Below are 24,895 nucleotides of genomic sequence, written 5' to 3' on the forward strand. Positions count from 1 at the left end.
AGTCACCCCCTCCTACTCGATCATATCTTAGTGGTCTTCTTCACTTTAGGAAGAATTTTATTTAATGGTACTTTTTTCTCTCGCGTCCATGTAGACTCTTCTTTTGGATCATATTGTTCCAGAAAAGTGATGACTTCCTTTGTAATGGGTGTCGGCGTTGAGGCGCCCGCAGTAACAGCAACGGTTGAAGCGTCTTTAAGCCAATTTACATCAAGCTCAGTAATGTCGGCAATCCGGTAGGCTTTCGTACCTGCGATTTCCTCCGAAACCTGGGCAAGGCGATTAGAGTTATTGCTCTTTGGATCTCCAACCACGATCAGAACATCAGCTTGGCCAGCTTGTTCTGCGACTGCCTCTTGCCGAACCTGGGTAGCCATACAGATTTCTTTGTGAAATTCTGCATGAGGATATCTTTCCTTTATTTGCTCCATGACATGGCCAACATCCCACTGGCTCATTGTCGTCTGGTTTGTTACCAGAATTTTATCAGCTTGGATCTTTAACTTGTTAACGTCTTCGATTGTTTGTACAAGGTGAACAGCATGAGGCGCTACCCCAACAGCGCCTTCAGGCTCAGGATGCCCTTTTTTGCCGATGTAGATGATCTGAAAACCTTCTTTTTCTTTTTCTCTGATCAGATCATGAGTCCTTGTTACATCCGGACATGTAGCATCAATTGTCACAAGGCCTTTTTGTTTGGCTGCTTCCCGTACTTGCGGAGAAATGCCGTGAGCAGTGAAAATGACTGTCCCTTTATCAACCTTATCCAAAATTTCTGTTCTGTCTTTTCCATCTAGAGTAATGATCCCCTCATCTTCAAAAGCATCCGTTACATGCTTGTTATGAACGATCATTCCCAGAATATAAATCGGTCTTGGTAATGATGGGTCGAGTGCTGCGTTTCTGGCGATCACCATCGCATCAACCACACCATAACAATATCCCCGAGGAGAGATTTTTATGACATTCATCCGCGTATCCTCCTATTATAGCCTTTATCTGAATTGTGTAATGGTAATATGTTTAGGTTAAAACACCTGGGAAATCCAAGCGTGCTTATTCTATTATATAAGAGATAGCAGGATATTACAAAAAGCAAAAAAGAGAAAGAAAATGAAATTTACTAAGCTTTAATAACACTAATCCTTGGGAAGAGAATGGCGTGTATTGAGCCATTCTCTAGAAGGTACAAGGTCTTATAAATAAAAAAAACAAAGAATGCAGGTGCATTCTTTGCAATTAAATATATAATTTTGGCTTGGATTCCCGACTTCTGGAGTTTCTGGAAACTGACGGCTCTGGTTTATTATCCGTTTCTGCCTTTTTTCGTTGTAATGGAGCCTGCTTTGCTGGTGCTTTAACTTCTGTATTTGTTTTGTCCTTTTCTTGAGAAGCCTGTTCCTCGGGAACGTCCTTCAAACCTCTGTAAAGCTTCCACATGGCCGGCAGATTTCTAACCAGCGGTCCGTACTGCTGAACCATGGGACCGATCTGCTGTGCTGTATTTAATACCTTTTGGGTATTATTTAAAAAGCCGTTTATAGAACTGGGATTGCTTATTGCCTGCAATATGCCCCCGCCTGCACGGGATCCTCCTGCTGCTCTGGCAGCGCCCATTTCGCCTTGAGGCTGGGCATTGCCTTTGCCTAATAGTTTGGAGAGCAATCCCCCTCCTCCACGGCGCATTCCCGGAGCGCCTCTCATATTTGGCCCCATGGGAGGTCTGCCTTGCATCGGATTCATAAATGGGTGAGGGGGCATTCCACCGCGCATGGGAGGTCTTGGTCCTGGCATCATTATTAATGGCCTCCTTTCAAAGAAACACTTTTTCCTGCACTAGAGGCAGGCAGTGGAATTGGTCTATTTTTATCCATATATTAAAGTATGCGTTTATCCCATTTTGGTTTAGGTATTATGCGGAAGATTCTTTTTTTCTTGTTAAAAATCATTTGAATAGCCCATTATAAAAATATATATGCCTGTATGAGTGGTTATTTGGAAGAAACTTTATTATAATAACAGGATGTAAGAAAAGCTTGAAGCTGGACACTTTTAGTTGATACAAGTATGTTTCTTACTTTTAAATAAAGGCTGTTTTCGCAAACTTTGTTGCCTTTTTGAAGACAAACGTATTTTACCCACTGAGTTGATTGTAGCGGAGGGCACTTGATCCTCGAAAATGCATTCGCATTTTCTTCGTGCGATGTCTATTCAAGGAAGTTTATTCAATGTCCTGCGGGAAGAGAGGGAAGTGCGAGACCCCACAGGCGAAGCCGAGGAGGCTCGCATCCCTCCCCGCGGAAAGCAAGTGCCCGCAGCGGAAATCAACGGGCAGAATTCATTAACAAAAACAACAATCTATGAGAAAAGAGCCTAAATAAATGAATCGGTTGCATTCCAATACTGCTGAAAATCAAGCAGCATTTGCTAACCTGAATCACTGAGGAGTTTTTATATGAACGAAACGAAATTTGATCGATTTAACCTTAAGCCATTTATAATAGAAGCGGTGAAAGAATTCGGCTTTTACGAGCCAACAGAAATTCAGGAAAGAATGATACCAGCTGTACTCAAGGGGGAAAGTGCCATTGGCCAGTCCCAAACAGGTACAGGGAAAACCCATTCTTACGTATTGCCTATTTTGCAAAAGGTGGATCCTTCCCGCCAAGAGGTACAGGCCATTATAGCCGCGCCAACAAGAGAGCTTGCCAATCAGATCTATCATGAAATCCTCAAGGTGACTGAGCATTGTCCAGAAGGAGAAGAAATAACAGCACGCTGTTATATCGGAGGAACGGACAAGCAGAGGACGATTGAGAAGCTGAAAAAACAGCCTCAAGTTGTAGTTGGGACACCTGGCAGAATTAATGACCTTGTAAAGGAGCAGGCTTTGTATGTCCATACCGCAGAAATATTTGTCGTTGATGAAGCAGATTTAATGCTTGATATGGGATTCATTGAGGATGTTGACCAAGTTGCCGCAAGAATGCCGGAAAAACTGCAAATGCTTGTATTCTCAGCTACGATTCCTGAGAAACTGAAGCCATTTTTAAAGAAATATATGGAAAACCCAAAGTATGTTCATATTGAGCCAAAGCAGGCAACTGCCGCAAACATTGAACACTGGCTGCTTCCATCCAGACATCGCAATAAAGTAAATTTGGTATTTGAAGCACTGACTTCTTTTAATCCTTATTTAGCCATCGTTTTTACTAATACGAAGAAAAAAGCGGATGAAGTCGCAGATGGATTAATCAGCAAAGGCCTAAAAGTCGGCCGTATACACGGGGACCTTAACCCGCGTGAGCGGAAAAAAATGATGAAGCAAATATTGGATCTTGAGTTTCAGTACATTGTGGCGACTGATCTTGCAGCAAGAGGTATTGACATTAAGGGAATAAGCCATGTAATTAACTATGAGCTTCCGACTGATTTAGACTTTTATATTCACCGTGTGGGACGTACAGCCCGTGCAGGCTTTTCAGGAATTGCCCTGACAGTGTATGAGACTTCGGATGAAGATTCTTTAAATAGGCTTGAAAAGATGGGGATTGATTTCAAACATAAGGATCTGCAAAAAGGGGAATGGACAGATCTGGAAAATCGCAATAAACGAAAGAACCGTCAAAAACAAACGGATGATATAGATAAAAAGGCTTCATCTTTGGTACAAAAGCCGAAAAAAGTAAAGCCAGGCTATAAAAAGAAAATGAAATGGGAAATGGATAAAATTAAAAAGCGCGAAAAAAGAATAAAGCGTAAATAAATTTTACTACGGGAGAGGTAGGTATCATCATGCTGAAAATTGGTTCACACGTTTCCATGAGCGGGAAAAAAATGCTATTAGCTGCAAGTGAAGAAGCTGTTTCATACGGCTCCAATACTTTTATGATTTATACAGGCGCCCCGCAGAATACAAGAAGAAAAAAGATAGAGGACTTAAATATTGAAGCCGGGTTAAGACACATGGAAGAGAACGGTATAGCTGAAATCGTTGTACATGCTCCTTATATCATCAACATTGGCAATACGACAAACCCATCGACTTTTGAATTAGGTGTTAATTTCCTGCGCTCTGAAATTGACCGTACTGAAGCGATTGGTGCAAGACAGATTGTTCTTCATCCTGGGGCACATGTAGGGGCAGGAACGGAAGAAGGAATTAAGAAAATCGTGGAAGGCCTGAATGAGGTGCTAAATGGCGAAGAAAAGGTTCAGATCGCGCTTGAAACCATGGCCGGCAAAGGTTCGGAATGCGGAAAATCTTTTGAAGAGCTTGCTATGATTATTGATGGGGTCAATTATAATAACCACCTTTCTGTTTGCTTTGATACATGCCATACGCATGATGCAGGATATGATATCGTTAATGATTTTGATGGTGTACTGGAGAATTTCGATAAGATTATCGGCTTAGACCGTTTAAAGGTTCTTCATATCAATGACAGCAAAAATGAACGTGGCATGCGAAAAGACCGCCATGAAAATATCGGTTTTGGTCATATCGGCTTTAAAGCATTGAATTATATCGTACACCATCCGCAATTAAAGGATGTCCCAAAAATTCTTGAGACACCATATGTTGGAGAAGACAAAAATAATAAAAAGGCGCCATACAAGCATGAAATAAATATGCTCCGCAATAAGGAATTCGATGAAAATGTATTGGATGCTATTATGGAAGGGCAGTAAAAGGCAAAAAGCTGTGTATAGATTACACAGCTTTTTATATGGGAAATTAAGTATGAGAAAAAATAAAAGGTTATTTTGTGAATTGCAGGAATAGGCGATTTACTTCCCTTGCTGTTTCCGGCCCCGCAACTTTGGCAATTTCCTTTATTAATTTTGTTCGCTCACGATCTTCGAAGATATTTATTTGCTTTCCTCGCAGGTAGTCAGCGATCTTTTGTGCCTGCGGTTTTGTAATGCTGATGTTGAATTGCTCTCCATATTTTAATAATTCATCTGCAGTTATATTGCTCAATTTATGATTTATGATGTTTTCAAAAATTTTCATCCTCATCACTCCTCCCCTGTACTGTATGAGGGAAGAAGGGAAATCGTGACATATATGTATTTAAAAATGATTGTTTCCTTATGAGATCCTTGTTTCCTTTACTTTAAAAACAAATTCCTGTATACTAACTTTTGTAAATCGGAATGATTCTTAATATTAAAGGTGATAAAAATGGCAGAGCCAATAATTGAAATTAGGCATGTTTCTTATAGATATGAAAAAGAAAATGTCCTTGAGGATATAATTTTAACCATACATGAAGGTGATTTTCTGGGCATTGTAGGACCAAATGGTTCCGGTAAATCCACCTTGATGAAGCTGATATTAGGTTTGCTGAAAGTTCAGAAGGGAAGTGTTAAGCTTTTTGGACAGGAAATAAACCGTTTTAAGGATTGGCAAAAAATAGGATTTGTTTCGCAAAAGGCCAATTCATTTAATACAGGTTTCCCCGCTACGGTCTTTGAAGTCGTATCCAGCGGACTTACAAAGAAGCTTGGCCTTTTTAAGTTCTTGGGAAAAGAAAATCATCAAAAAGTGCTGCAGGCGATTGATTCAGTAGGCCTGCTTGAGTTTGCGAAACGGAATATAGGGGAACTTTCCGGCGGACAGCAGCAGCGAGTCTTTATCGCTCGTGCACTAGTGAGCGACCCGAAGCTTTTAATACTTGATGAACCGACAGTAGGAGTGGATGCAAAAAATGTCCAATCCTTTTACGAAATGCTTGACGATTTAAACAAGAAGCTTGGCATTACTCTTTTGCTGGTTACGCATGACATTGGAACAATTTCGGATAAAGTTACACATGTTGCGTGCCTTAACAAAAATTTGCATTTTCATGGAAATACATCAGAATTTGAAAGCTTGAATATTAGTGAGATGTCTGAGATTTACGGCCATGATGTCCATGTTTTGACCCATAATCATGACCATCACCATCACGGAGGCTCAGCACGATGATAGCAGGGATTTTACAATATGAGTTTTTGCAAAATGCATTTTTAACTGGAATCATAATTGGAATAATTGCTCCTTTGCTGGGCGTTTTTATCGTTGTCAGAAGGCTATCCTTAATTGCTGATGCTTTGAGCCATGTAACGCTTGCGGGGATTGCTGCCAGCCTTCTTCTTGAAAAAAAAGTGCTCGGTTTGACCGGTTTAAACCCTCTTTACATGGGAATGGCTTTTTCAGTCGCTGGGTCTTTGTTTATTGAAAAGCTTAGGGCTGTTTATAAACATTATCAGGAGCTGGCAATTCCCATCATATTGTCAGGGGGGATTGGACTTGGCGCAATTTTTATTTCCTTGGCCGACGGATTCAATACGGACTTATTCAGCTATCTATTTGGAAGTGTAAGTGCGGTGAGCCGTCTTGACTTATGGACTATATTAATCATTAGTGTTTTTGTTATTGCACTTGTCATCCTGCTGTATAAAGAATTGTTTTTGCTATCTTTTGATGAAGAGCATGCAAAAGCATCTGGCATTGCAGCAAAGAGTGTTCATTTTATTTTTATTATCATGGTGGCTTTGGTTATTGCTGCCTCTATGAGAATTGTAGGTATACTTTTGGTTTCCTCTTTAATGACATTGCCGGTTGCAGCAAGCATCAGGATTGCCAAAGGCTTTAAACAAACCATTTTCCTATCCATGCTGTTTGGGGAAATTTCTGTTTTGGGCGGATTAACGATTTCTTATTATATTGACCTGGCGCCAGGAGGAACAATAGTTATTATTACAATACTCATCCTGATTATCACCATTCTGGCAAAGAAGATTTCAAGTATGAGGCCAGCCTGAAAGCTGCAAAAGAGGTAGTATTTGAAAAGGCTGTTTTCGCAAACATTGTTGCTGATAAATAAGGTTGGTTGATTGGAGCGTAAGGTGCGAGCTCCTCGAAAATGCATTCCCATTTCCTTCGTGCGGTGATGATTCAAGGATGCTTATTCAACGTCCAGCGGGTGGAGTGGGACAGGTGAGATCCCACAGGCACTGCGCGCCGAGGATGCTCACCGTCCGCCCCGCGGAAGCTGGAGGATCCTGGAGCGGAAGTCAACCTCCCCTCACTCTTTGTTTTTAATCACAGAATCATAAAAAAACAAAAACTTTAGAAAAAAGCCTTTGAAAAAATGGGTTAGCTTCATCATATAGGCTTCTTCGGTAATAAACTTTGATTGTTGAAGCAGGACACGAGGTGAAAAGAATGAATGTAAATGAAGCAATGCAGCTTTTAAAAGATAAAGGCTATAAGCATACAGGGAAAAGGGAAGAAATGCTTCAGCTTTTCGCTGATAGTGATAAATATTTAACTGCCAAAGATGTTTTGGAAAAAATGAAAGACAATTACCCCGGGTTAAGTTTCGACACAATATACAGAAATTTATCATTGTTTGTGGATTTGGATATTTTTGAGATGACAGAGCTTTCAGGAGAAAAACATTTCCGATTTACATGTTCGCATGAGCATCATCACCATCATTTTATATGTTTGGACTGCGGTAAGACGAAAGAAATAGAAGTCTGTCCTATGAAACAGGTTCAGGAAAACCTGAAAGGCTATGATGTCTCCGGCCACAAGTTTGAAATATACGGTAAATGTCCGGAATGTTTTTAATAAAAATAAAAAAGCATGGGAGCTGTTATAGTAAGTAGTTCGGTTTTGAAGTACAAAATTAGAACTAACCTTGCTATTCAAACGGTAATTCACACTTAAATTAACAGCAATTTGATAAGCAAAAATGCTTGGAACATTGTGTCTCCAAGCATTTTTTATATTATCTCGCACTCTATAGTTGAACAAAATAATAGAGCATTGATTTCACTAAGTTTGAAAAATAAACGGAAAAATTCCGTTTGTTTTGGGAAATACCAACATTTCTCGCAAAATAAGCGGAGGTTTTCCGCTTATATGAACCTAATCTTTAGAGTTAGTTATATATATAGAAGTTAATCGGAATATATCCGCTTATATCTGCTTCTTGTACCCCTACTATACACATTAACCGGAATTTCTCCGCCTATGAATTCCTATACCTCCGCAAAAAAGTCAACAATGAATAACAACAGAGTCTTTTCTAACTTGAATATCAAAAAACCTACAATACCATTACATTTATAAAAAGCCTTAATATTCAAGAAAAAAGATGCAGTCCAATTCAGTTGCGAATTGGACTGCTGATTTGTTTGATAATTAAGTTTTTGTACTCGAAAACCGAACCCGTTGCTGTTATAGTCCCATGCTTTATTTATATTTGGTGAATTTTATTTTAACCATTCCTCGACCCAGTTAAAAGCTTGCTCCCAGCTGCTAACCCTAATGACTCCATTTGGGAGAGGGTCTTGATTATAGGGGGTGTCGAATAAAATGACAGGGATTTTGCAAGCCTCATGAATCATAACTGCATTATCATGTTTATCTTCAAAAAAGATGTCTACCTCAAACTTCTTTGCTGCCTGTATTTTATCATGTGTCCCAATCAGTTCAATATGATCAAATTCTAAAGCGTTCTCCAAAAACCATTCCTCTGTAATTTGCTGAAGATGTGAACCACGTGCACTAATAAAATATAAGTCATGGTCAAGTTTCCATTTTGTCAGGATTTCTTTTGCTCCTTCTGCAAGGGGCGATTCCCTGTAAATTACTGGTTCGTTTTCTTTAAACCATTTCGCGAATTCTTTTTCAGATATATCCACAAGTGGAGTTAAATCATATTGCTTAATATCATTCAGGGTTATATTCAGATTAAATGCTTTATTTAAGTATGGAATCATGGATGATGGACATGTAACCGTGCCATCAATGTCAATTCCAAAGCGCTTCTTCATAATGGTTTGCTCTCCTTTAAATACATATATCCCTTATCTTAACAAAAGTCCCTTCCAGGCAAAAGAGTAATGGCAGTATTGCTGTCCTGGGAAGCATTATTTGATAGTCAAACATTAACATCTTAAAAAGAACGCATATCGCAAACACTATAAATGCTCCATTAAGCAATACTTTTGAAGGAACAAGCAAAGAAAGCGAGGGATCATGATGGCAGACCAAGAGCGCACCAATGAAGAGTACGATCTTCGCCATAGCGAGCGAATTGGGGAAGCTAATACAGATTATACAGAAGAAACCTCTGCTGAAATCGCAGCTCCAGGTGTCTATAACAGGGATTTGGATTTGGACAGGGACAAGGCTAATACAGATTATAGAGAAGAAACCGCTGCTGAAATTGCAGCGCCAGGTGTCTATGACAGGGCGACGGACAGGGAAGAAGAGAGTGAAACAGCTGCTGCCGGCCGGGGAGTAGGATACGCGGCCCTGGCATTGTCCATTCTGTCTCTGTTTGTATTGCCGGTTCTGTTTGGAGCAACAGGCATTGTCCTTGGTTTTATAGCACGCCGAAGAGGATCAGAAAGCCTTGGCGGCTGGGCCATAGGAATTGGAGCCATTTCGATCATTGTGGGCATGTTTATCTTGCCGTTTTTTTAAAAGAATATTGAACAAAGTAAAAGCCTGGCAACCTGCCAGGCTTTCTTTTTATGATTGAATGCTTTCTGCTTTTGTTTTTTCTTCTGCTTGTTTTGCGAAGTATTCTTCAGCAATTTTATCTATTTCGATCTTCAGTTCATCGACCATTGTTGCTTCAGGAACCTTCCTTACAATCTGGCCTTTACGGAATAGAAGACCTTCTCCGCGTGCTCCGGCAATGCCGATATCAGCTTCCCGTGCTTCACCCGGTCCATTAACCGCACAGCCAAGTACCGCTACCTTAATCGGTGCTTTAATTTTTTGGATATATTCTTCCACTTCATTTGCGATACTGATTAAGTCAATTTCAATCCGTCCGCAGGTTGGGCAGGAAATCAGTGTGGCTGCATTCGATGACAGGCCAAATACTTTTAGAAGCTCCCGCGCTACTTTTACTTCTTCAACTGGATCAGCACTTAATGAAATTCTTAAAGTATTGCCGATTCCTTTGCTTAAGATTGCACCAAGGCCAGCAGCACTTTTCACAGTACCCGCAAAAAGTGTGCCTGATTCTGTTATTCCCAAATGCAAAGGATAATCAAAGGCTTTTGACGCTTTTTCATATGCTTCAATTGCCAGATTAACATCCGACGCTTTCATTGATACGATGATATCATGAAAGTCGAGGTCTTCTAGAATTTTAATATGATGAAGTGCGCTTTCGACCATCCCATCGGCAGTAGGATAACCGTACTTCTCCAGGATCCGCTTTTCAAGGGATCCAGCGTTTACGCCAATGCGGATCGGTATTCCTTTTTCTTTTGCAGCCTTAACGACTGCTTCAACTTTTTCACGTTTGCCGATATTGCCGGGATTGATCCGTATCTTATCTGCTCCGCCTTCAATGGCTTTTAAAGCAAGCTTATAATCAAAATGAATATCGACTACAAGCGGTATATTTATTTGCCTTTTAATATCTGCAATAGCATCTGCAGCTCTTTCATCAGGGCAAGCGACCCGGACAATTTGGCAGCCTGCTTCCTCAAGCCTTTTTATTTCAGCTACAGTAGCTTCTACATCATGTGTTTTAGTTGTGGTCATACTTTGGATGAACAGCTCATTGCTGCCGCCAATAGTTAAAGGCCCAACTTTAACAGGCCGTGTTTTAGTACGATGTATAATTTCACTCAATGGAGATTCGCTCCTTTTTATCTATTCATATAACTGCATGACATTTTGGATGCTGTTAAAGAAGGTTCACTTTATTGTATCAATGAACCGCTGCGGTTGACAAGAATGATGATAAAGATTAGTTGTTCGTATTATATTTCGGAAACTTATAGGTTTTTCCTGATTTGATTTCTTCCGGCTTTATGCCGCTGTTTAATTCAGAGAAATCTGACACAACCTCATCTATGCTGACAGGTATTCGCCCATCAAGGTTTAATTCCACAATCGAAAGAACGGTCTCTCCCGGACTCACTTCTTTTTCAAAAAAAGAAATTCCGGATTCAGCTGGCTGTGTGCTGGCTTCTAATACTTGTTCTTTTCCAGCGGGGAGTGTGCCCTGGCTTAAGTCATAATAAATAACATAAATAACAAGAATAGAAAGCAGGACTCCAGCAATTCGCATCATATTGGCCAAACCCCCTGTAATTAGCGTGTTTACCCAATATGTATGCTTGTCCTATTTTGAATAGAACATAATTTGGCAGCAATAAGGAGAACTTTATTAGTAAATTGAGTCTTTCACCCGCGAATGACGGGCTTTGATCCATTTCACTTACTTAGTTTATCCTTCAAACTCCTTAATAATGGTTACTTTTCTTTAATACAGCCAAAAAAACGCGTCCAGTATGGCGCGTTTTATTTTTGTACTTGTTGTGGAACTTCTTTAACAGCCAGCAGAAGAATGATCAGTGAGACAAACCAGTTTATGAAAGCTCCATTCGGTACAGCAGTATGCAAGGCTGCCATAATTGTGAAAAAAACAGTCGGCAAGGTGATGCTATAGGCAGACATTCTCCATAAATGCCGGTATTGCAAGTTTTTTCCTAAAGCATTTTTAATAAGCAGGCCAATTAATGCGAGAATGGATATTTCAATAAATCTCACCCCTGCTGTAAAAATATAAATGACAAGCGCTATTAAGGGGATAACAATGGGCATCAGGGATTTAGCAGATGCCAAATAGTCTGATAGGCTTTCTTTTGTAAGCGTGCCATTGGTTAACATGGAGTAAGGATAAGATTGTTCCTGCCCCGCAGCGTTTATGTATATATCATTTTTCAGAAGGGCGATTGTATTGTCGCTGTTGGAAAAGGCAGAGGGCTTTACAGTACCTGTAGAATCTACAATAATGGCAAAGCCATTTTTGTTAAGGGTAACAGGCACTTCTTCATCAGTAAGCAGTTCTCCGTCTTTAATCTGGAAATCCGGCAATTCACTATCAATCGTTTCATCCACAGCGTTTAAACTATCCACTATGGCTGTGCTGGAATAAAAAACGGTTGGGATAATGGATAATAGGGTAAGAAAAAAAACATAAAGAATGGTTTTCCCGATTCCTTGAAAGCGGAACAAAGAGATGTCTTTTGGAGAATATAAACTTTTATAAAATTGCAGAAAAATATTCATTTTAACACACCTTTTCAAAAGATTTGCCCTAATAGTTTAGCCGCAATTTGGGGTCTCTACAAGTAACTCAGCTTATTTAATAAACAAGGGATTTTCTGTATTTGTAACATAAATGTAATATTCAAAAGAAATGTTAAGCTATTGTAAATTTGATAAAATAAATCTTTACTTTTTGTTCAATTTTCATTAATAATTGTATGGGGTTTGATGAAACATGTCGAATAAACAATTATAGGGGTTGAAAATTGTGGAACTAGATGTTCAACAAATGCTTTTTGAGTTTCTTGGCGGACTTGGTATTTTCTTATATGGAATCAAGTTCATGGGTGATGGACTGCAAAAATCAGCTGGCGACAAGCTGAGAGATATTCTGGACCGTTTTACGACAAATCCGTTTATGGGGGTTTTAGCAGGAATTGTTGTAACAGTCCTACTTCAAACTAGTAGTGGTACAACTGTTATTACAGTTGGACTGGTAAGTGCTGGTTTCATGACACTTCGGCAAGCTATTGGCGTAATAATGGGTGCGAATATTGGTACAACAGTTACAGCATTCATTATTGGTATTGATATTGGTGAATATGCACTGCCAATCATTGCTGTAGGTTCAATTCTTCTGTTTTTCTTTAAAAATAAAAAAATACACAACTTCGGGCAAATTGTCTTTGGTTTCGGAGCATTATTTTATGGTTTGGAGCTAATGAGCGGTGGTATGAAACCATTACGCAGTTTAGAGGCTTTCCATGATCTTACTGTAAGTATGAGTTCAAACCCGGTTCTTGGGGTAGTTATTGGTACTGTATTTACAGTAATTGTTCAGAGTTCAAGTGCAACAATTGGTATTCTTCAAGGGCTTTATGCTGAAGAATTGGTGAATTTAAATGCTGCCTTGCCGATCTTATTTGGTGATAATATCGGTACAACAATTACAGCTGTTCTAGCTGCCATTGGCGCATCCGTTGCCGCGAGAAGAGCTGCTGCAACACATGTATTGTTTAACCTAATCGGTACAACAGTGTTTTTATTGTTATTAAAGCCTTTTACATTATTAATTGAAACTTTAGCAGTGAATTTAAACCTTAATCATGAGATGACAATTGCATTTGCTCATGGAATATTTAATACGACAAATACTCTTATACAGCTTCCTTTTATAGGGGTTCTCGCTTTGGTTGTGACAAAATTAATACCTGGTGAAGACTCGATTATAGAATATAAATCTAAGCATCTTGACCCTGTTTTTATCGAGCAATCTCCGTCTATCGCTCTTGGGCAGTCAAAAGAAGAAGTTTTGCGAATGGGCCAATTTGCTGTCCGAGGACTTGAGGAAACCAATCAGTTCTTAAAGAATAAGCAGCAAAAGCATTCGGAAACAGCTTATCAGCTTGAAGATGCTATTAACAATTTAGATCGTAAAATTACAGATTATCTAGTAAAACTTTCAACAAGTTCACTTTCAGTTCATGAATCTGAAGAGCATACAGTTCTGATGGACACTGTTAGAGATATTGAGCGAATTGGTGACCACTTTGAAAATATTATTGAGCTCGCTGAATACCAGCAGGCAAATAAGGTTAAGATTACTGAAAATGCTATGGATGATCTTGATGTGATGTTTAACCTAACGATTTCAACTGTGAAGGAAGCTCTTCAAGCATTGGATCATAATGATAAAGAAATAGCACGACTAGTAGTTGAGAAAGAAGAAGAGATCGATAAAATGGAAAGAAAACTTCGCAAACAGCATATTCTTCGTTTGAACGAAGGTATTTGCTCCGGACAAGCAGGCATTGTGTATGTTGACATTGTCAGCAACCTTGAGCGTATTGGTGATCATGCTGTGAATATTGCCGAAGCTGTTTTAGGAGAAGAATAAGTGGTAAAATAAGCAAGGGGATATCCTCTTGCTTTTTGTTTTTTAAGCAATAAAAAAAGGGTGCTGATGATGGAAATTATTTATTGGACTTTGATTATAACTTTGTTTGTTGTCGCCTTTGCTGGGTTAATCTTTCCGATTATCCCCAGTGTCCTGTTTATTTTAGGCGGATTTCTACTTTATGGTGTTCTCTTTTCCTTTGAGCCCTTTAATTGGCTATTTTGGACTATCCAGGTCCTTTTTGTTGTTTTGCTTTTCGGGGCGGATTATATAGCCAATATGATTGGGGTAAAAAAATATGGAGGGTCCAAAGCCGGCGTTTGGGGAAGTACAATCGGACTTTTAATAGGGCCTTTTGTGATTCCGGTGTTAGGAATTCTGATCGGGCCATTCCTTGGCGCGATCCTTGCTGAACTTGCGGTAAATAGAAAAAACCTGAATGATGCAATAAAAATTGGTTTTGGCTCTGTTATAGGGTTTGTCAGCAGTGTAGCGGCAAAGTCAGTTATTCAGGCAGTCATGATTATTTATTTCCTGATTAAGGTACTTTAAATATTTCATGAAAGGGAACAGTCATAAGGTATTGCTATGACTGTTCCTTTTTTATAGCACTCCTAATTCACACCGCATATTTCACTGGGGCAGTTTTGGCAATCTGTTTCCCGTTTTAAATAACTCAAATCTTTAATAATGATTTTTTGTCCATCATAAAGAATAATCTCCTCTTCCCTTAGCTCCTTCAGCATTCGCTGGATGACTTCCCGGGTACCGTAAGTAAGGTTAGCTATTTCCTGATGGGTTAGGGATAAATCAATTAGGATTCCTTCTTTAACCCGCTTGCCATACCGGCTGGCAAGCCTTATTAAAATGGAGTACAATCCGCCTTTCTTTCCATTGATCATCAAATCCTGGCATCTTAGCTGAGATTTAATATATCTGGTGCTCAGCCACTTTGTTAATAAGCTCATAGCCTGTAAGTTGCCCAATATGAACTCTTCAAAATCATCTTTATTAATTTGAAGGAATTTGCATTCCGTTATAGCCTTAGCGTGGAAATGATATCTCGGTGACTCCTTAAACAGTTGATATTCAATTAATACTTCCTCGTCATCAAGGATTTTTAAAGTGAATTCCTTCCCTTTTTTTTGGGTTCTTCCTAAAGCCATACTTCCTTCCAATAGGAGGTAAATATTTTTTACCTGCTCAAATTCCTCAAAAAGAGTATCTCCGGGTTTTACTTTAAATATTTTTCCCTTATCAATAAAACGATGCAATAAGAAACTGTATAGTAAAATTGTGAAGCCATCCATTATCTTCACTCCTTTTCTCCCTCACCTTGATTTAAAGAAAATATAGGAAGACTGTCAATTAGCTGAAAGTGAGATTCAGAATAAAATGGATAATAAATGCATGAGAAAGGGTTGATGCCATTCACTTTAAAACACTAATGTCGATTTTATGAATACTGTTTTCTAACCAGTTCCTTTTCTAAAAAATTGAGGGAATGGCAGGTAAGGACTTGAATAATAAAAAATAAATAGGCAATTGTATATATGTAGCAATGCTTTTTGTTTGAAACAAAAATCCAACTTTGGTAATCTTAAGTTAAAGACCCTTAGAAACATTCTAAAATCAGAATTTTGTAAACGATTGGATGTTTCGGGGACTAACTAAACAGATACATAGGGAGGAATTTTTTATGGCATTCGAACTACCGCAATTACCTTACGCTTATGATGCATTGGAGCCAAACATCGACAAAGAAACGATGAATATCCACCACACAAAGCATCACAATACTTATGTAACAAACCTGAACAATGCATTGGAAGGAAACGAGGAACTTCTTTCTAAAACAGTTGAAGAAGTTGTATCCAATCTTGATGCTGTTCCTGAAGCTGTACGCACAGCTGTCCGCAATAACGGCGGCGGCCATGCCAACCATTCATTATTCTGGCAGGTTATTTCTCCAAATGGCGGAGGAGAGCCTACTGGTGAGCTTGCTGAAGCGATTAACAGCAAATTCGGAAGCTATGACAGCTTTAAAGAAGAATTTGCCAAAGCTGCAACAACTCGTTTTGGTTCCGGCTGGGCTTGGCTTGTTGTGAACAACGGCCAAGTTGAAGTAACAAGCACTCCGAACCAGGATTCTCCTTTAATGGAAGGCAAAACGCCTATCCTTGGACTTGATGTATGGGAGCATGCTTATTACTTAAAGTATCAAAACCGCCGTCCTGAATACATCAATTCTTTCTGGAATGTTGTAAACTGGGATGAGGTTTCCAAGCGTTACAGCGCTGCAAAGTAATAAAGGATTAAAACACGGCAGGAAATCTCTGCCGTGTTTTTTTTGCGTTATTTTCTAATCTTTAAATATTGCATAAGCACACAAACTTTGTAGGAAACTACCCTTTAGAACCAAAGGGGAGTTTTTTTATGAGCAGATTTAAAAAACTGATCGGAGATGTGGATTTAACCAGGGATTTAACCTTGCTTCTGATTATTGGAGGGCTCTATTCTTTAAGTGCTGCCCTTTCAAACACATTCGTAAATATTTACCTTTGGAAGCAATCTGGTGAGTTCAGCGATCTTGCGCTTTACAATTTATCCATCGTAATCATGCAGCCTTTAACGTTTATTTTGGCAGGGAGATGGGCGAAGAAAATTGACAGAGTTATTGTACTAAGGATAGGAGTTATCTTTCTTGCATCCTTTTACCTAACTGTGCTATTCATTGGTACGAATGCTTCGAAATTTCTGCTGCTGCTGGGTGCTTTGTTAGGTGTGGGATATGGTTTTTACTGGCTTGCGTTTAATGTGCTGACTTTTGAAATAACGGAGCCGGAAAATAGGGATTTCTTCAATGGCTTCCTTGGAATACTCACATCCGTTGGAGGAATGATTGGTCCGATTGCAGCGGGTTTCATTATTTCAAGGATGGAAAAGTTCACTGGATATTCTGTTATCTTTGGGATATCGCTGACGCTCTTTTCAATAGCCGTCTTTTTAAGTTTTTTTCTCAAACGGCGGCCGGCAAATGGAAGGTATTGGTTTAGGAGAATCCTTACTGAACGAAAAAACAACCCTAATTGGCGCATGATCACCAATGCCCATTTCTTTCAGGGGCTGAGGGAAGGGACATTTGTTTTTGTGATTTCGGTATATGTATTTATCTCAACAGGGAGTGAGCTTGCCCTGGGAACTTATGGTCTGGTTAACTCGAGCATATCCTTTATGGGATACTTTCTGGTATCAAGGCTTCTAAAAAAGCAGCATCGGAAAAGGGCAATTCTCGTAGGCGGGTTATTATTGTATGCCGCCATATTCTTTATCATATTCGAAGTTACTTATCCAAAGCTCCTTATGTATGCTGCTACAATAGCCATTGCATACCCATTATTGCTTGTCCCTTATATTTCTTTAACTTATGATGTAATCGGCCGCGGTTGGAAGGCTGCAGAAATGAGAATAGAATATATCGTTGTCAGAGAAATTTTTCTTAACTCAGGAAGAATTGTTTCCATTCTCGGCTTTTTAACGGCTGTCACTTTTTTTAATGATGACAAAAGCATCCCCATATTACTTGTGATCATAGGAGCAGGGCATGCTGTCATTTACTTTTTCGTCCGGAAAGTACATTTTCAATCAACATGAGAGGGCTTCCCTCTCTTTTTTAATGGCTGTTTTCGCATACTTTGTTGCTTTTTAAACAGTTCAGGAATGATCACCGCTTCAGGCCATGTTGTCAACGGGCTTTCGGGAGTCTCCTTGGTATTCCGCTCCTGTGGATTACCCTTGGTACGCTTTCCAACCCTAAAACGATTCCAAGTTTCAAAAAATCAGGATATTATTTCCAGTGTTTTATTTCTGTCGAAAAAAGGTTCTTTATAGAATTAATTGCCGATATCTTTTAGAATGGTAATTGAGACTTTTTAAAAGGAAGTGTGCGAAACCTTGAATAGAAAGAAAAAGAAGAAGACCCATGTTCCATTTCGCCTGAATATGCTCTTCTTTGTGGTTTTTTTATTGTTTTCAATGCTGATCCTAAGGCTTGGGATGGTTCAGATTGTCTATGGTGATGATTACAAGCGTGAAATAGAAAGAACGGAGGATGTTACCGTCAACAGTCCTGTGCCAAGAGGAAAGATGTTTGACCGTAACGGAATGGTTATTGTTGATAATACTCCACAAAATGCAATTACCTTCACCAATAACGGCTACAACCAGGATGAAATGCTTGAAGTAGCAGAAAGACTCGCCCAGTTAATTGATAAAGATACAGATAAAGTTCAGGAACGTGATAAAAAAGATTATTGGATCATGAAGAATCAGGATGAAGCAGAAAAGAAAGTTTCTGAAAAAGAAATTGAAGAACTTAAAAAGAAGTATGAAGGCAAGCAGAAGGAGCTGGATAAGGCTATTTACCAGCTTACTTTGGATCGGATTTCCGAAAAAGAGCTGGATGAACTGAAAGAATCTGATCTTGAAGTACTGGCAATCTTCAGAGAGTTTACAAGCGGATACGCCTTAACTCCGCAAATCGTTAAAAATAAAGAAGTTAGCCCTGAAGAGTTTGCAGTTGTCAGCGAGAATCTCCAGCTGCTGCCTGGCGTTGATACCACAACAGATTGGGAAAGGTATTATGCGTTTGGCGATACATTGAAGTCAGTCCTTGGAAAAGTGACAAGCTCTGACGAAGGGATTCCTGCTGAACAGCTTGAATACTATATGGCACGTGACTACAGCCGCAACGACAGAGTAGGAAAAAGCTATATCGAAATGCAATATGAAGAAGTGCTTCACGGCCAAAAGGCTAAAGTGAAAAATATTACCGATAAGGCCGGAAATGTCCTGGAAACTGTGCCGATTACGGATGGGCAAAGAGGAAAGGACCTTATGCTGAGCATTGATATGGGTCTGCAAAAAGAAGTAGAGAAAATCATTGAGGAAGAATTGCGTGCTGCTAAAGCATCTCCTGGTACAGCTTTGCTGGACAGGGCATATGTAGTTCTAATGGATCCGCATACCGGAGAGATCCTATCTATGGCCGGTAAAAGGATAGTGAAGGATGAGAAGACTGGAAAGTCAGAAATGCAGGATGATGCACTGGGCAATATTACAACTACCTATAATGTTGGTTCTGCCATAAAGGGAGCGACCATTCTTACAGGATTTAAAGAAGGCGTTATTCAGCCTAATTCTGTCATTTATGACCGTCCTCTCCAAATAAAAAATACACCCGTGAAAAAATCCTGGAAAAATTTTGGACCTTTAAATGATATTAACGCATTAAAATACTCTTCCAACGTTTATATGTTTGAAACAGCTATAAGAATCGGTAATGGGGAATATAAATTTGACCGCCCATTGCCTCTAGATCCAAAAGGCTTTGATACGATCAGGGATTCCTTTGCCCAATTTGGTCTCGGAGTCCGGACGGGAATTGATTTGCCGAATGAACAAACAGGCTTTAAAGGAATGAGTACCATGCCTGGTTTTATGCTTGACCTTGTTATTGGGCAGTATGATACGTATTCAAATATGCAGCTCGCACAATATGTTTCTGTTATCGCCAATGGCGGGAATAGAATGGAGCCCCATATTGTAAAGGAAATCCGTGAACCGTTAATGGAAAATAATGAGCTGGGTCCAATTGTTCAAGAAATGGAACCTAAAGTTCTTAATAGAATTGAGTTGAAAGAAGGCTGGATGGACCGAGTTCAGGAAGGCTTCCGCAAAGTAATGCAAGAAAAAGGCGGAACAGCTTATACCTATTTTGCCGACAAAAAATATAAACCTGCAGGAAAGACTGGAACTGCAGAGGCATTCTATGATGGCCCTGAACGCAGCAAATTTGGCAAAGAGCCTCCCGAAGTAATGAACCTTAGCCTGGTTGGCTATGCTCCGTCAGAAAATCCTGAAGTAGCAATGGCTGTAATGGTTCCATGGGCATATCAAGGCGGCCGGGATCACGGAGCGAACAAAAAAATCGGCGAACGTGTACTGGATGCTTACTTTGACCTTAAAAAAAATCGCCAGAAAGAAGGCAAAAATAGCGAAGATCCTGTCCAGAAAGTAGAAAATATTAATGAAGTGCTTGAAGGGCAAGAAGAAGTGCGCGAAGAAACTGAATAACTATGGATAACTGTTTCCCAGATTTACGGGAGGCAGTTTTTTTTATTTTCATGAAAAGTAAATGTATTTGAAGCTGGCTAAACTGGAAAGCTAAATTTAACGTTATACCTCTATTTCGACATATTTACACATTAATCGTCGACATTTACAAAAGCTTTACAATTAGTTAAAACCGCGTTAACAGTAAACCCTTATTCTATTACTCGTAGGACAAAACAACCAATTTTCTTAGGGGGAATTCAGGAATGAAGAGTCTTAAAAAAATGAGCCTGTTTTTAATGCTGGCAGCTGTAATGGTATTTACTGCAGCTTGCGGAGGCGGAGATACAAATGAAGGTTCTAATGGTGAAGAGCTGGAAGGCAGTGTTGTCATTGACGGTTCTGGTACAGTTTATCCATTTATGGCACGCATGGCTGAGAATTATATGGGAGAACAGGAAAATGTCTCTGTTGAAGTAAGCCGCTCTGGAACTTCAGCTGGCTTTAAGAAATTCCTGGCAGAGGACGGAACAGACTTTAATGATGCTTCCCGCCAAATTAAAGATGAAGAAAAAGCACAAGCAGAAGAGCTTGGCATTGATGTACAGGAAATGAAGGTTGCATTAGATGGTATAACAATTGTAATTAATAAAGAAAATGACTGGGCTACAGAGCTTACACAACAAGAAGTTGTCGATATCTTCCTGGCAAGTGCCGGCAAGAAAAAGTGGTCAGATGTTCGAGCAGACTTTCCGGATGAAGAGATCCAAACTTATGGTCCAAATGAAAACCACGGTACTTATGAATTCATGTTTGAAAATATCCTGGAAGAACAAGAATTACCTGAAAACATTAACCTGCAGCAGGATTACTCAACTCTTGTAGATCTTGTGTCTAAAGATAAAAATGCAATTGGATTCTTTGGATATGGCTACTATGACAGCAATAAAGACAAGTTATCTGCTGTTAAGGTTGACTTTGGCAAGGGCCCTGTTGAGCCATCATTAGACACAATTAAAGAAGACGGCGATTATGCTCCATTTACACGCCCTGTATTCACATACTTGAATACAAATATGGCTAAAGAAAAGCCGCAAGTGCTTGATTATGCTATTTATACAATGGAAAATGCACAGGATGTTGCAGCAGAGACTGGCTTTGCCCCATTATCTGATGAAGATGTCCAAGCTTCTCTAGATGCTTTAAACGGATTAAAGTAAGTTTTTAAAAGTGTTGAAAATGGGAAGATGAGAAGTAAGCCTTCTCATCTTCTTGTTGGTGTTAAATGTTAATTTGGGTTTCCCTTGGGTAATATAAGCTAAAGAGTTCTTCCTTGGATGAGAAGGATGAAAGGGGTTTTACACTTGGCAAAAAGCGCTGTTCACGGCAACAACAAAAAGTTGAATGTACGTGAAATCATACAGGAAAAGAAAAAATCTCGAAGCGTTAATAACGTTACGGAAAAATTAATACCTAAAATTCTATTTGGAATAGCAGCCATTTCTGTATTAACAACTATTGGAATTGTACTTACTTTATTAACGGAAACAATCGCCTTTTTTAAAGACGTTCCTTTTATAGATTTCTTTACAGGCACAAAATTAAAGCCATTGGGGGAAAGTGCAGTCTTTGGAGTGCTTCCGCTATTGACAGGTACAATTATTTCATCTGCAATTGCCATGCTGGTAGCCATCCCGATTGGACTGATGACCGCTATTTTCTTAAGTGAATATGCGTCAGAAAAACTAAGAAAAATTTTAAAGCCTCTTCTTGAGATTCTGGCAGGTATTCCTACAATCGTCTATGGATTTTTTGCTTTTACATTTGTAACGCCAATCTTAAGATCTATTATTCCTGGCCTTGAACCAACAAATATTCTAAGCCCTGGGATTGTAATGGGGATCATGATCATTCCGATGGTAGCGTCATTATCTGAAGATGCAATGAGTTCAGTGCCAAATGCTATGAGGGAAGGTGCTCTTGCATTGGGTGCAACAAAGCTGGAAGTAACCTGGAAAGTAGTGGTTCCAGCCGCAATTTCAGGTATCATAGCTTCCTTTGTACTCGGTATTTCCAGGGCGATTGGGGAAACCATGATCGTAACCATTGCGAGTGGAAGTTCAAAAAACTTTACATTTGACGTGACTCAATCCATGCAGACGATGACTGCTTATATAGTAGAAGTAACAGGCGGTGAAGCTGCGGCAGGTACAACTTTGTATTATAGCCTTTATGCAGTTGCTATGACATTGTTTGTATTTACGCTGATTATGAATCTTATCGCTCAGTATATCTCTCGCAGGTTCAGGGAGGAATATTAATATGAAGTATGTTGACTCAACTCAAGTTCATAAAAAAATGGGCAGCCGCCTATTTGCCAATAATCTGGCAAAAACTCTCTTCTTTTTGGCAACATTATTTGGCCTGGTTGTATTAGTTATTTTAATTTATCGGGTCCTTGCAGATGGATTAGGATGGATTAACTTTGATTTCTTGACGAATAGGCTATCAACCGATCCAGAAAGAGCGGGAATCTGGGGAGCTATATTGGGAACATTATGGCTCATGCTGGTTGTCGCTCCTGTAACGATGATTTTAGGGGTAGGTACAGCTATTTATCTTGAAGAATATGCCGCAAAGGGACGTATTTCATCATTTATTAAAACAAATATCTCCAACTTGGCAGGTGTTCCATCCGTTGTTTTTGGCATTCTTGGATTAACTGTTTTCGCAAGGGCTTTGGATTTGGGTTCTGTTGTACTTGCGGGCGGTTTGACTATGGCGCTGCTCGTTCTCCCAGTCGTTGTCGTGGCAAGCCAGGAAGCAATCCGGGCTGTACCTCAATTTTTAAGGGAAGCCTCCTATGGAATGGGTGCTACAAAGTGGCAGACCATTAAAAATGTCGTTCTTCCCGCGTCCTTGCCGGGAATTCTTACTGGCGTTATTTTGGCGCTATCCCGTGCAATTGGTGAAACAGCACCGCTGGTCGTTATCGGTATACCGGCATTGTTAATTCCTGTTCCGGACGGAGTCTTTGACAAATTTACCATTTTGCCGGTACAGATTTATTATTGGACAATTGATTCGGCCCTTGTAGCTGAATACGCAAACCTTGCAGCAGCGACAATTGTTATTCTATTAATTGTTTTGTTCGCAATGAACTCAATTGCCATTTTGATTCGGAATAAATTTCAAAAAAGATTTTAGTCTGGGAGGTTTTTTAAAATGCCTGTAATGACAGAAAAAGCAAATCCAAATGTAAAAACAGATAAACTAGGTGCGGGAACGAAAGAAAACAAGAAGGTTGTTTATAATACGAAGGACCTTAACTTGTGGTATGGGGAAGGCCATGCTCTAAAGAATATTAATTTGGCGATTAATGAGAATGAGGTAACAGCCATTATTGGGCCTTCAGGCTGCGGTAAATCAACTTATATTAAAACATTAAACCGGATGGTTGAACTGGTCCCTACTGTTAAGATATCAGGAGAAATTTTATACCGTGAACGAAATATCCTTGATAAATCGTTTAAAGTGGAAGACTTAAGAACAAGTGTCGGCATGGTTTTCCAAAAGCCCAATCCGTTTCCTAAATCCATTTATGAAAATGTAGCATATGGTCCAAAAATTCACGGAATCCGCGATAAGAAAATCCTTGATGAGATTGTTGAAAAAAGCTTAAGGGGCGCAGCAATCTGGGATGAAGTAAAGGACCGTTTAAATCAGAATGCATATGGCTTATCTGGCGGTCAGCAGCAGCGCCTTTGCATTGCGCGCTGCTTGGCAATTGAACCGGATGTTATCTTAATGGATGAGCCAACATCTGCCCTCGACCCGATTTCGACGTTAAAGGTAGAAGAGCTTGTGCAGGAGCTAAAAGAAGAATTCAGCATCATCATCGTTACACACAATATGCAGCAGGCTGCCCGTATTTCTGACAAGACAGCCTTCTTCTTAAACGGTGAAGTGATTGAGTTTGCCGAAACTGACAAGATCTTCTCAACCCCTTCAGACAAACGAACTGAAGATTATATTACAGGAAGATTTGGCTAATTTTTAAAGCGTAAAATTATTGAAAATGAATTCATATCGAATAGGATGAAGGGGGATAAAAATGATGGCAGTACGTGAAAGATTTGAATATGATTTACAGGAACTGCAAAAGAAACTTCTTGAAATTGGGAACTTTGCGGAAGAGGCCCTGCATAAAGCGATTGAAGCACTTGAAACTCAAAATATTGAATTGGCTCTTGAAATAATGGATGACGATTCCCACGCAGATCTGCTGTACGAGGAAATTAATGATTTGGCTATTCTTCTAATTGCTAAACAGCAGCCTGTTGCGATCGACCTCCGCCGCATCATCGTGGCCATTAAAATTGCAACAGATATCGAGAGAATTGCCGATTTTGCAGTTAATATTGCGAAATCTACAATTAGAATTGGTTCTGAACCTCTAATTAAGCCGATTGAGCATATTAAGCAAATGCATCAGATTTCAACAGAAATGCTTCGTTTATCTTTAGAAGCCTTCAATGATGATGATATAGCCAAAGCAAAAAAGGTAGCAGATATGGATGATCAGGTAGATGATTTATATGGGGAAACAATCAAGGAATTGCTGCAAATAAACCTTCAAAAGCCTGAGTTTTTGCCGCAGATTACCCAGCTTTCATTTGTTTGCCGCTATTTGGAAAGAGCTGCTGACCATGTAACAAATATCTCAGAACATATTTTCTATATGGTTAAAGGCCGTCAGTATGATTTAAATAACTAAACAAAAAAGCTAAAAGGAG

24 protein-coding genes are annotated in these 24,895 nt (G+C 39.5%); 16 read left to right on the plus strand and 8 right to left on the minus strand.

What is annotated here, in order from left to right; translation table 11 throughout:
- Positions 1-20: 20 nt before the first annotated feature.
- Positions 21-971, minus strand: coding sequence for a 4-hydroxy-3-methylbut-2-enyl diphosphate reductase (locus J7I93_RS02775; protein ID WP_214723074.1), 951 nt, complete (start codon positions 969-971; stop codon positions 21-23).
- 268 nt (positions 972-1,239) lie between these two features.
- On the minus strand, positions 1,240-1,797 hold the full coding sequence (vrrA, locus tag J7I93_RS02780; protein ID WP_214723076.1) for a VrrA/YqfQ family protein: 558 nt from the start codon (positions 1,795-1,797) through the stop codon (positions 1,240-1,242).
- A 658-nt stretch (positions 1,798-2,455) separates the two neighbouring features.
- On the opposite strand from vrrA, the gene J7I93_RS02785 reads away from it, so the two are divergent.
- On the plus strand, positions 2,456-3,766 hold the full coding sequence (locus J7I93_RS02785; protein ID WP_214723078.1) for a DEAD/DEAH box helicase: 1,311 nt from the start codon (positions 2,456-2,458) through the stop codon (positions 3,764-3,766).
- A 29-nt stretch (positions 3,767-3,795) separates the two neighbouring features.
- Positions 3,796-4,692, plus strand: a complete 897-nt coding sequence (locus J7I93_RS02790; RefSeq protein WP_214723080.1) for a deoxyribonuclease IV — start codon at positions 3,796-3,798, stop codon at positions 4,690-4,692.
- 70 nt (positions 4,693-4,762) lie between these two features.
- On the opposite strand, the gene J7I93_RS02795 is transcribed toward J7I93_RS02790, so the two are convergent.
- Positions 4,763-5,017 carry a DUF2624 domain-containing protein gene (locus J7I93_RS02795; RefSeq protein WP_214723082.1) on the minus strand — a complete coding sequence of 85 codons (255 nt, stop codon included), beginning with the start codon at positions 5,015-5,017 and terminating at the stop codon, positions 4,763-4,765.
- Between the two features lie 171 nt (positions 5,018-5,188).
- On the opposite strand from J7I93_RS02795, the gene J7I93_RS02800 reads away from it, so the two are divergent.
- The 3 genes from J7I93_RS02800 to zur all read left to right on the plus strand — a co-directional run bounded on the left by J7I93_RS02800 (position 5,189) and on the right by zur (position 7,627).
- Positions 5,189-5,974 carry a metal ABC transporter ATP-binding protein gene (locus J7I93_RS02800; protein WP_214723084.1) on the plus strand — a complete coding sequence of 262 codons (786 nt, stop codon included), beginning with the start codon at positions 5,189-5,191 and terminating at the stop codon, positions 5,972-5,974.
- Positions 5,971-6,813 (plus strand): metal ABC transporter permease, encoded by an 843-nt coding sequence (locus J7I93_RS02805; protein WP_214723086.1) that lies wholly within the window; start codon positions 5,971-5,973, stop codon positions 6,811-6,813. Before J7I93_RS02800 ends, J7I93_RS02805 begins: the two co-directional genes overlap by 4 nt.
- A 403-nt stretch (positions 6,814-7,216) precedes the next feature.
- Positions 7,217-7,627 (plus strand): zinc uptake transcriptional repressor Zur, encoded by a 411-nt coding sequence (gene zur, locus J7I93_RS02810; protein ID WP_110066145.1) that lies wholly within the window; start codon positions 7,217-7,219, stop codon positions 7,625-7,627.
- A 647-nt stretch (positions 7,628-8,274) separates the two neighbouring features.
- On the opposite strand, the gene J7I93_RS02815 is transcribed toward zur, so the two are convergent.
- Positions 8,275-8,838, minus strand: a complete 564-nt coding sequence (locus J7I93_RS02815; RefSeq protein WP_214723088.1) for a hypothetical protein — start codon at positions 8,836-8,838, stop codon at positions 8,275-8,277.
- Positions 8,839-9,046: 208 nt separating this feature from the next.
- Between J7I93_RS02815 and J7I93_RS02820 the strand changes: the two genes are divergently transcribed.
- Positions 9,047-9,493, plus strand: coding sequence for a DUF4190 domain-containing protein (locus J7I93_RS02820; protein ID WP_214988630.1), 447 nt, complete (start codon positions 9,047-9,049; stop codon positions 9,491-9,493).
- Positions 9,494-9,541: 48 nt separating this feature from the next.
- Here the strand turns inward: J7I93_RS02820 and ispG are convergent, their stop codons facing one another.
- The 3 genes from ispG to J7I93_RS02835 form a co-directional block, all read right to left on the minus strand.
- Positions 9,542-10,654, minus strand: a complete 1,113-nt coding sequence (gene ispG / locus J7I93_RS02825; RefSeq protein ID WP_214723137.1) for a flavodoxin-dependent (E)-4-hydroxy-3-methylbut-2-enyl-diphosphate synthase — start codon at positions 10,652-10,654, stop codon at positions 9,542-9,544.
- A gap of 127 nt (positions 10,655-10,781) precedes the next feature.
- Positions 10,782-11,108: a hypothetical protein gene (locus J7I93_RS02830; protein ID WP_214723092.1), complete on the minus strand. Its 327-nt coding sequence runs from the start codon at positions 11,106-11,108 to the stop codon at positions 10,782-10,784.
- A 230-nt stretch (positions 11,109-11,338) separates the two neighbouring features.
- Positions 11,339-12,109 (minus strand): DUF1189 domain-containing protein, encoded by a 771-nt coding sequence (locus J7I93_RS02835; protein WP_214723094.1) that lies wholly within the window; start codon positions 12,107-12,109, stop codon positions 11,339-11,341.
- A gap of 247 nt (positions 12,110-12,356) precedes the next feature.
- On the opposite strand from J7I93_RS02835, the gene J7I93_RS02840 reads away from it, so the two are divergent.
- Positions 12,357-13,985, plus strand: a complete 1,629-nt coding sequence (locus tag J7I93_RS02840; RefSeq protein ID WP_214723096.1) for a Na/Pi cotransporter family protein — start codon at positions 12,357-12,359, stop codon at positions 13,983-13,985.
- Between the two features lie 69 nt (positions 13,986-14,054).
- Positions 14,055-14,537, plus strand: a complete 483-nt coding sequence (locus tag J7I93_RS02845) for a DUF456 domain-containing protein (protein ID WP_214723139.1) — start codon at positions 14,055-14,057, stop codon at positions 14,535-14,537.
- 62 nt (positions 14,538-14,599) lie between these two features.
- Here J7I93_RS02845 and J7I93_RS02850 read toward each other — a convergent pair whose 3' ends face one another.
- Positions 14,600-15,295: a Crp/Fnr family transcriptional regulator gene (locus J7I93_RS02850; RefSeq protein WP_214723098.1), complete on the minus strand. Its 696-nt coding sequence runs from the start codon at positions 15,293-15,295 to the stop codon at positions 14,600-14,602.
- Between the two features lie 389 nt (positions 15,296-15,684).
- Here J7I93_RS02850 and J7I93_RS02855 point away from each other — a divergent pair, with 389 nt between their 5' ends.
- The 8 genes from J7I93_RS02855 to phoU all read left to right on the plus strand — a co-directional run bounded on the left by J7I93_RS02855 (position 15,685) and on the right by phoU (position 24,876).
- Positions 15,685-16,293, plus strand: coding sequence for a superoxide dismutase (locus J7I93_RS02855; protein WP_214723100.1), 609 nt, complete (start codon positions 15,685-15,687; stop codon positions 16,291-16,293).
- A gap of 128 nt (positions 16,294-16,421) precedes the next feature.
- A complete protein-coding gene (locus J7I93_RS02860) occupies positions 16,422-17,639 on the plus strand; it encodes an MFS transporter (RefSeq protein ID WP_214723102.1) in 1,218 nt (405 codons plus the stop codon).
- Between the two features lie 300 nt (positions 17,640-17,939).
- Positions 17,940-20,120 carry a peptidoglycan D,D-transpeptidase FtsI family protein gene (locus tag J7I93_RS02865; protein WP_214723105.1) on the plus strand — a complete coding sequence of 727 codons (2,181 nt, stop codon included), beginning with the start codon at positions 17,940-17,942 and terminating at the stop codon, positions 20,118-20,120.
- A gap of 245 nt (positions 20,121-20,365) precedes the next feature.
- Positions 20,366-21,319, plus strand: coding sequence for a PstS family phosphate ABC transporter substrate-binding protein (locus tag J7I93_RS02870; protein WP_214723107.1), 954 nt, complete (start codon positions 20,366-20,368; stop codon positions 21,317-21,319).
- 126 nt (positions 21,320-21,445) lie between these two features.
- Positions 21,446-22,420: a phosphate ABC transporter permease subunit PstC gene (gene pstC, locus J7I93_RS02875; RefSeq protein WP_214723109.1), complete on the plus strand. Its 975-nt coding sequence runs from the start codon at positions 21,446-21,448 to the stop codon at positions 22,418-22,420.
- Position 22,421: 1 nt separating this feature from the next.
- Complete coding sequence (gene pstA / locus J7I93_RS02880) at positions 22,422-23,306, plus strand: phosphate ABC transporter permease PstA (RefSeq protein WP_214723111.1); 885 nt, start codon at positions 22,422-22,424, stop codon at positions 23,304-23,306.
- A gap of 27 nt (positions 23,307-23,333) precedes the next feature.
- Entirely contained in the window at positions 23,334-24,152 is an 819-nt protein-coding gene (pstB, locus tag J7I93_RS02885) for a phosphate ABC transporter ATP-binding protein PstB (RefSeq protein WP_214988638.1), read from the plus strand.
- A gap of 64 nt (positions 24,153-24,216) precedes the next feature.
- Positions 24,217-24,876 carry a phosphate signaling complex protein PhoU gene (gene phoU, locus J7I93_RS02890; protein ID WP_214723141.1) on the plus strand — a complete coding sequence of 220 codons (660 nt, stop codon included), beginning with the start codon at positions 24,217-24,219 and terminating at the stop codon, positions 24,874-24,876.
- Positions 24,877-24,895: the final 19 nt, after the last annotated feature.

This window comes from Bacillus sp. ISL-47 (assembly GCF_018613175.1).
Lineage (GTDB): Bacteria > Bacillota > Bacilli > Bacillales > Cytobacillaceae > Cytobacillus.

Excerpts from the sequence above, each read along its gene's own strand:
- J7I93_RS02855 (WP_214723100.1), top strand. The coding sequence starts at position 15,685 with ATGGCATTCGAACTACCGCAATTACCTTACGCTTATGATGCATTGGAG.
- J7I93_RS02870 (WP_214723107.1), top strand. The coding sequence starts at position 20,366 with ATGAAGAGTCTTAAAAAAATGAGCCTGTTTTTAATGCTGGCAGCTGTA.
- pstB (WP_214988638.1), top strand. The coding sequence starts at position 23,334 with ATGACAGAAAAAGCAAATCCAAATGTAAAAACAGATAAACTAGGTGCG.
- vrrA (WP_214723076.1), bottom strand. The coding sequence starts at position 1,797 with ATGATGCCAGGACCAAGACCTCCCATGCGCGGTGGAATGCCCCCTCAC.
- J7I93_RS02830 (WP_214723092.1), bottom strand. The coding sequence starts at position 11,108 with ATGATGCGAATTGCTGGAGTCCTGCTTTCTATTCTTGTTATTTATGTT.
- phoU (WP_214723141.1), top strand. The coding sequence starts at position 24,217 with ATGGCAGTACGTGAAAGATTTGAATATGATTTACAGGAACTGCAAAAG.
- J7I93_RS02800 (WP_214723084.1), top strand. The coding sequence starts at position 5,189 with ATGGCAGAGCCAATAATTGAAATTAGGCATGTTTCTTATAGATATGAA.
- J7I93_RS02785 (WP_214723078.1), top strand. The coding sequence starts at position 2,456 with ATGAACGAAACGAAATTTGATCGATTTAACCTTAAGCCATTTATAATA.
- J7I93_RS02835 (WP_214723094.1), bottom strand. The coding sequence starts at position 12,109 with ATGAATATTTTTCTGCAATTTTATAAAAGTTTATATTCTCCAAAAGAC.
- pstA (WP_214723111.1), top strand. The coding sequence starts at position 22,422 with ATGAAGTATGTTGACTCAACTCAAGTTCATAAAAAAATGGGCAGCCGC.
- J7I93_RS02815 (WP_214723088.1), bottom strand. The coding sequence starts at position 8,838 with ATGAAGAAGCGCTTTGGAATTGACATTGATGGCACGGTTACATGTCCA.
- J7I93_RS02845 (WP_214723139.1), top strand. The coding sequence starts at position 14,055 with ATGGAAATTATTTATTGGACTTTGATTATAACTTTGTTTGTTGTCGCC.
- J7I93_RS02850 (WP_214723098.1), bottom strand. The coding sequence starts at position 15,295 with ATGGATGGCTTCACAATTTTACTATACAGTTTCTTATTGCATCGTTTT.
- pstC (WP_214723109.1), top strand. The coding sequence starts at position 21,446 with ATGAAAGGGGTTTTACACTTGGCAAAAAGCGCTGTTCACGGCAACAAC.
- J7I93_RS02820 (WP_214988630.1), top strand. The coding sequence starts at position 9,047 with ATGGCAGACCAAGAGCGCACCAATGAAGAGTACGATCTTCGCCATAGC.
- zur (WP_110066145.1), top strand. The coding sequence starts at position 7,217 with ATGAATGTAAATGAAGCAATGCAGCTTTTAAAAGATAAAGGCTATAAG.
- J7I93_RS02790 (WP_214723080.1), top strand. The coding sequence starts at position 3,796 with ATGCTGAAAATTGGTTCACACGTTTCCATGAGCGGGAAAAAAATGCTA.
- J7I93_RS02775 (WP_214723074.1), bottom strand. The coding sequence starts at position 971 with ATGAATGTCATAAAAATCTCTCCTCGGGGATATTGTTATGGTGTGGTT.
- J7I93_RS02805 (WP_214723086.1), top strand. The coding sequence starts at position 5,971 with ATGATAGCAGGGATTTTACAATATGAGTTTTTGCAAAATGCATTTTTA.
- J7I93_RS02860 (WP_214723102.1), top strand. The coding sequence starts at position 16,422 with ATGAGCAGATTTAAAAAACTGATCGGAGATGTGGATTTAACCAGGGAT.
- J7I93_RS02795 (WP_214723082.1), bottom strand. The coding sequence starts at position 5,017 with ATGAAAATTTTTGAAAACATCATAAATCATAAATTGAGCAATATAACT.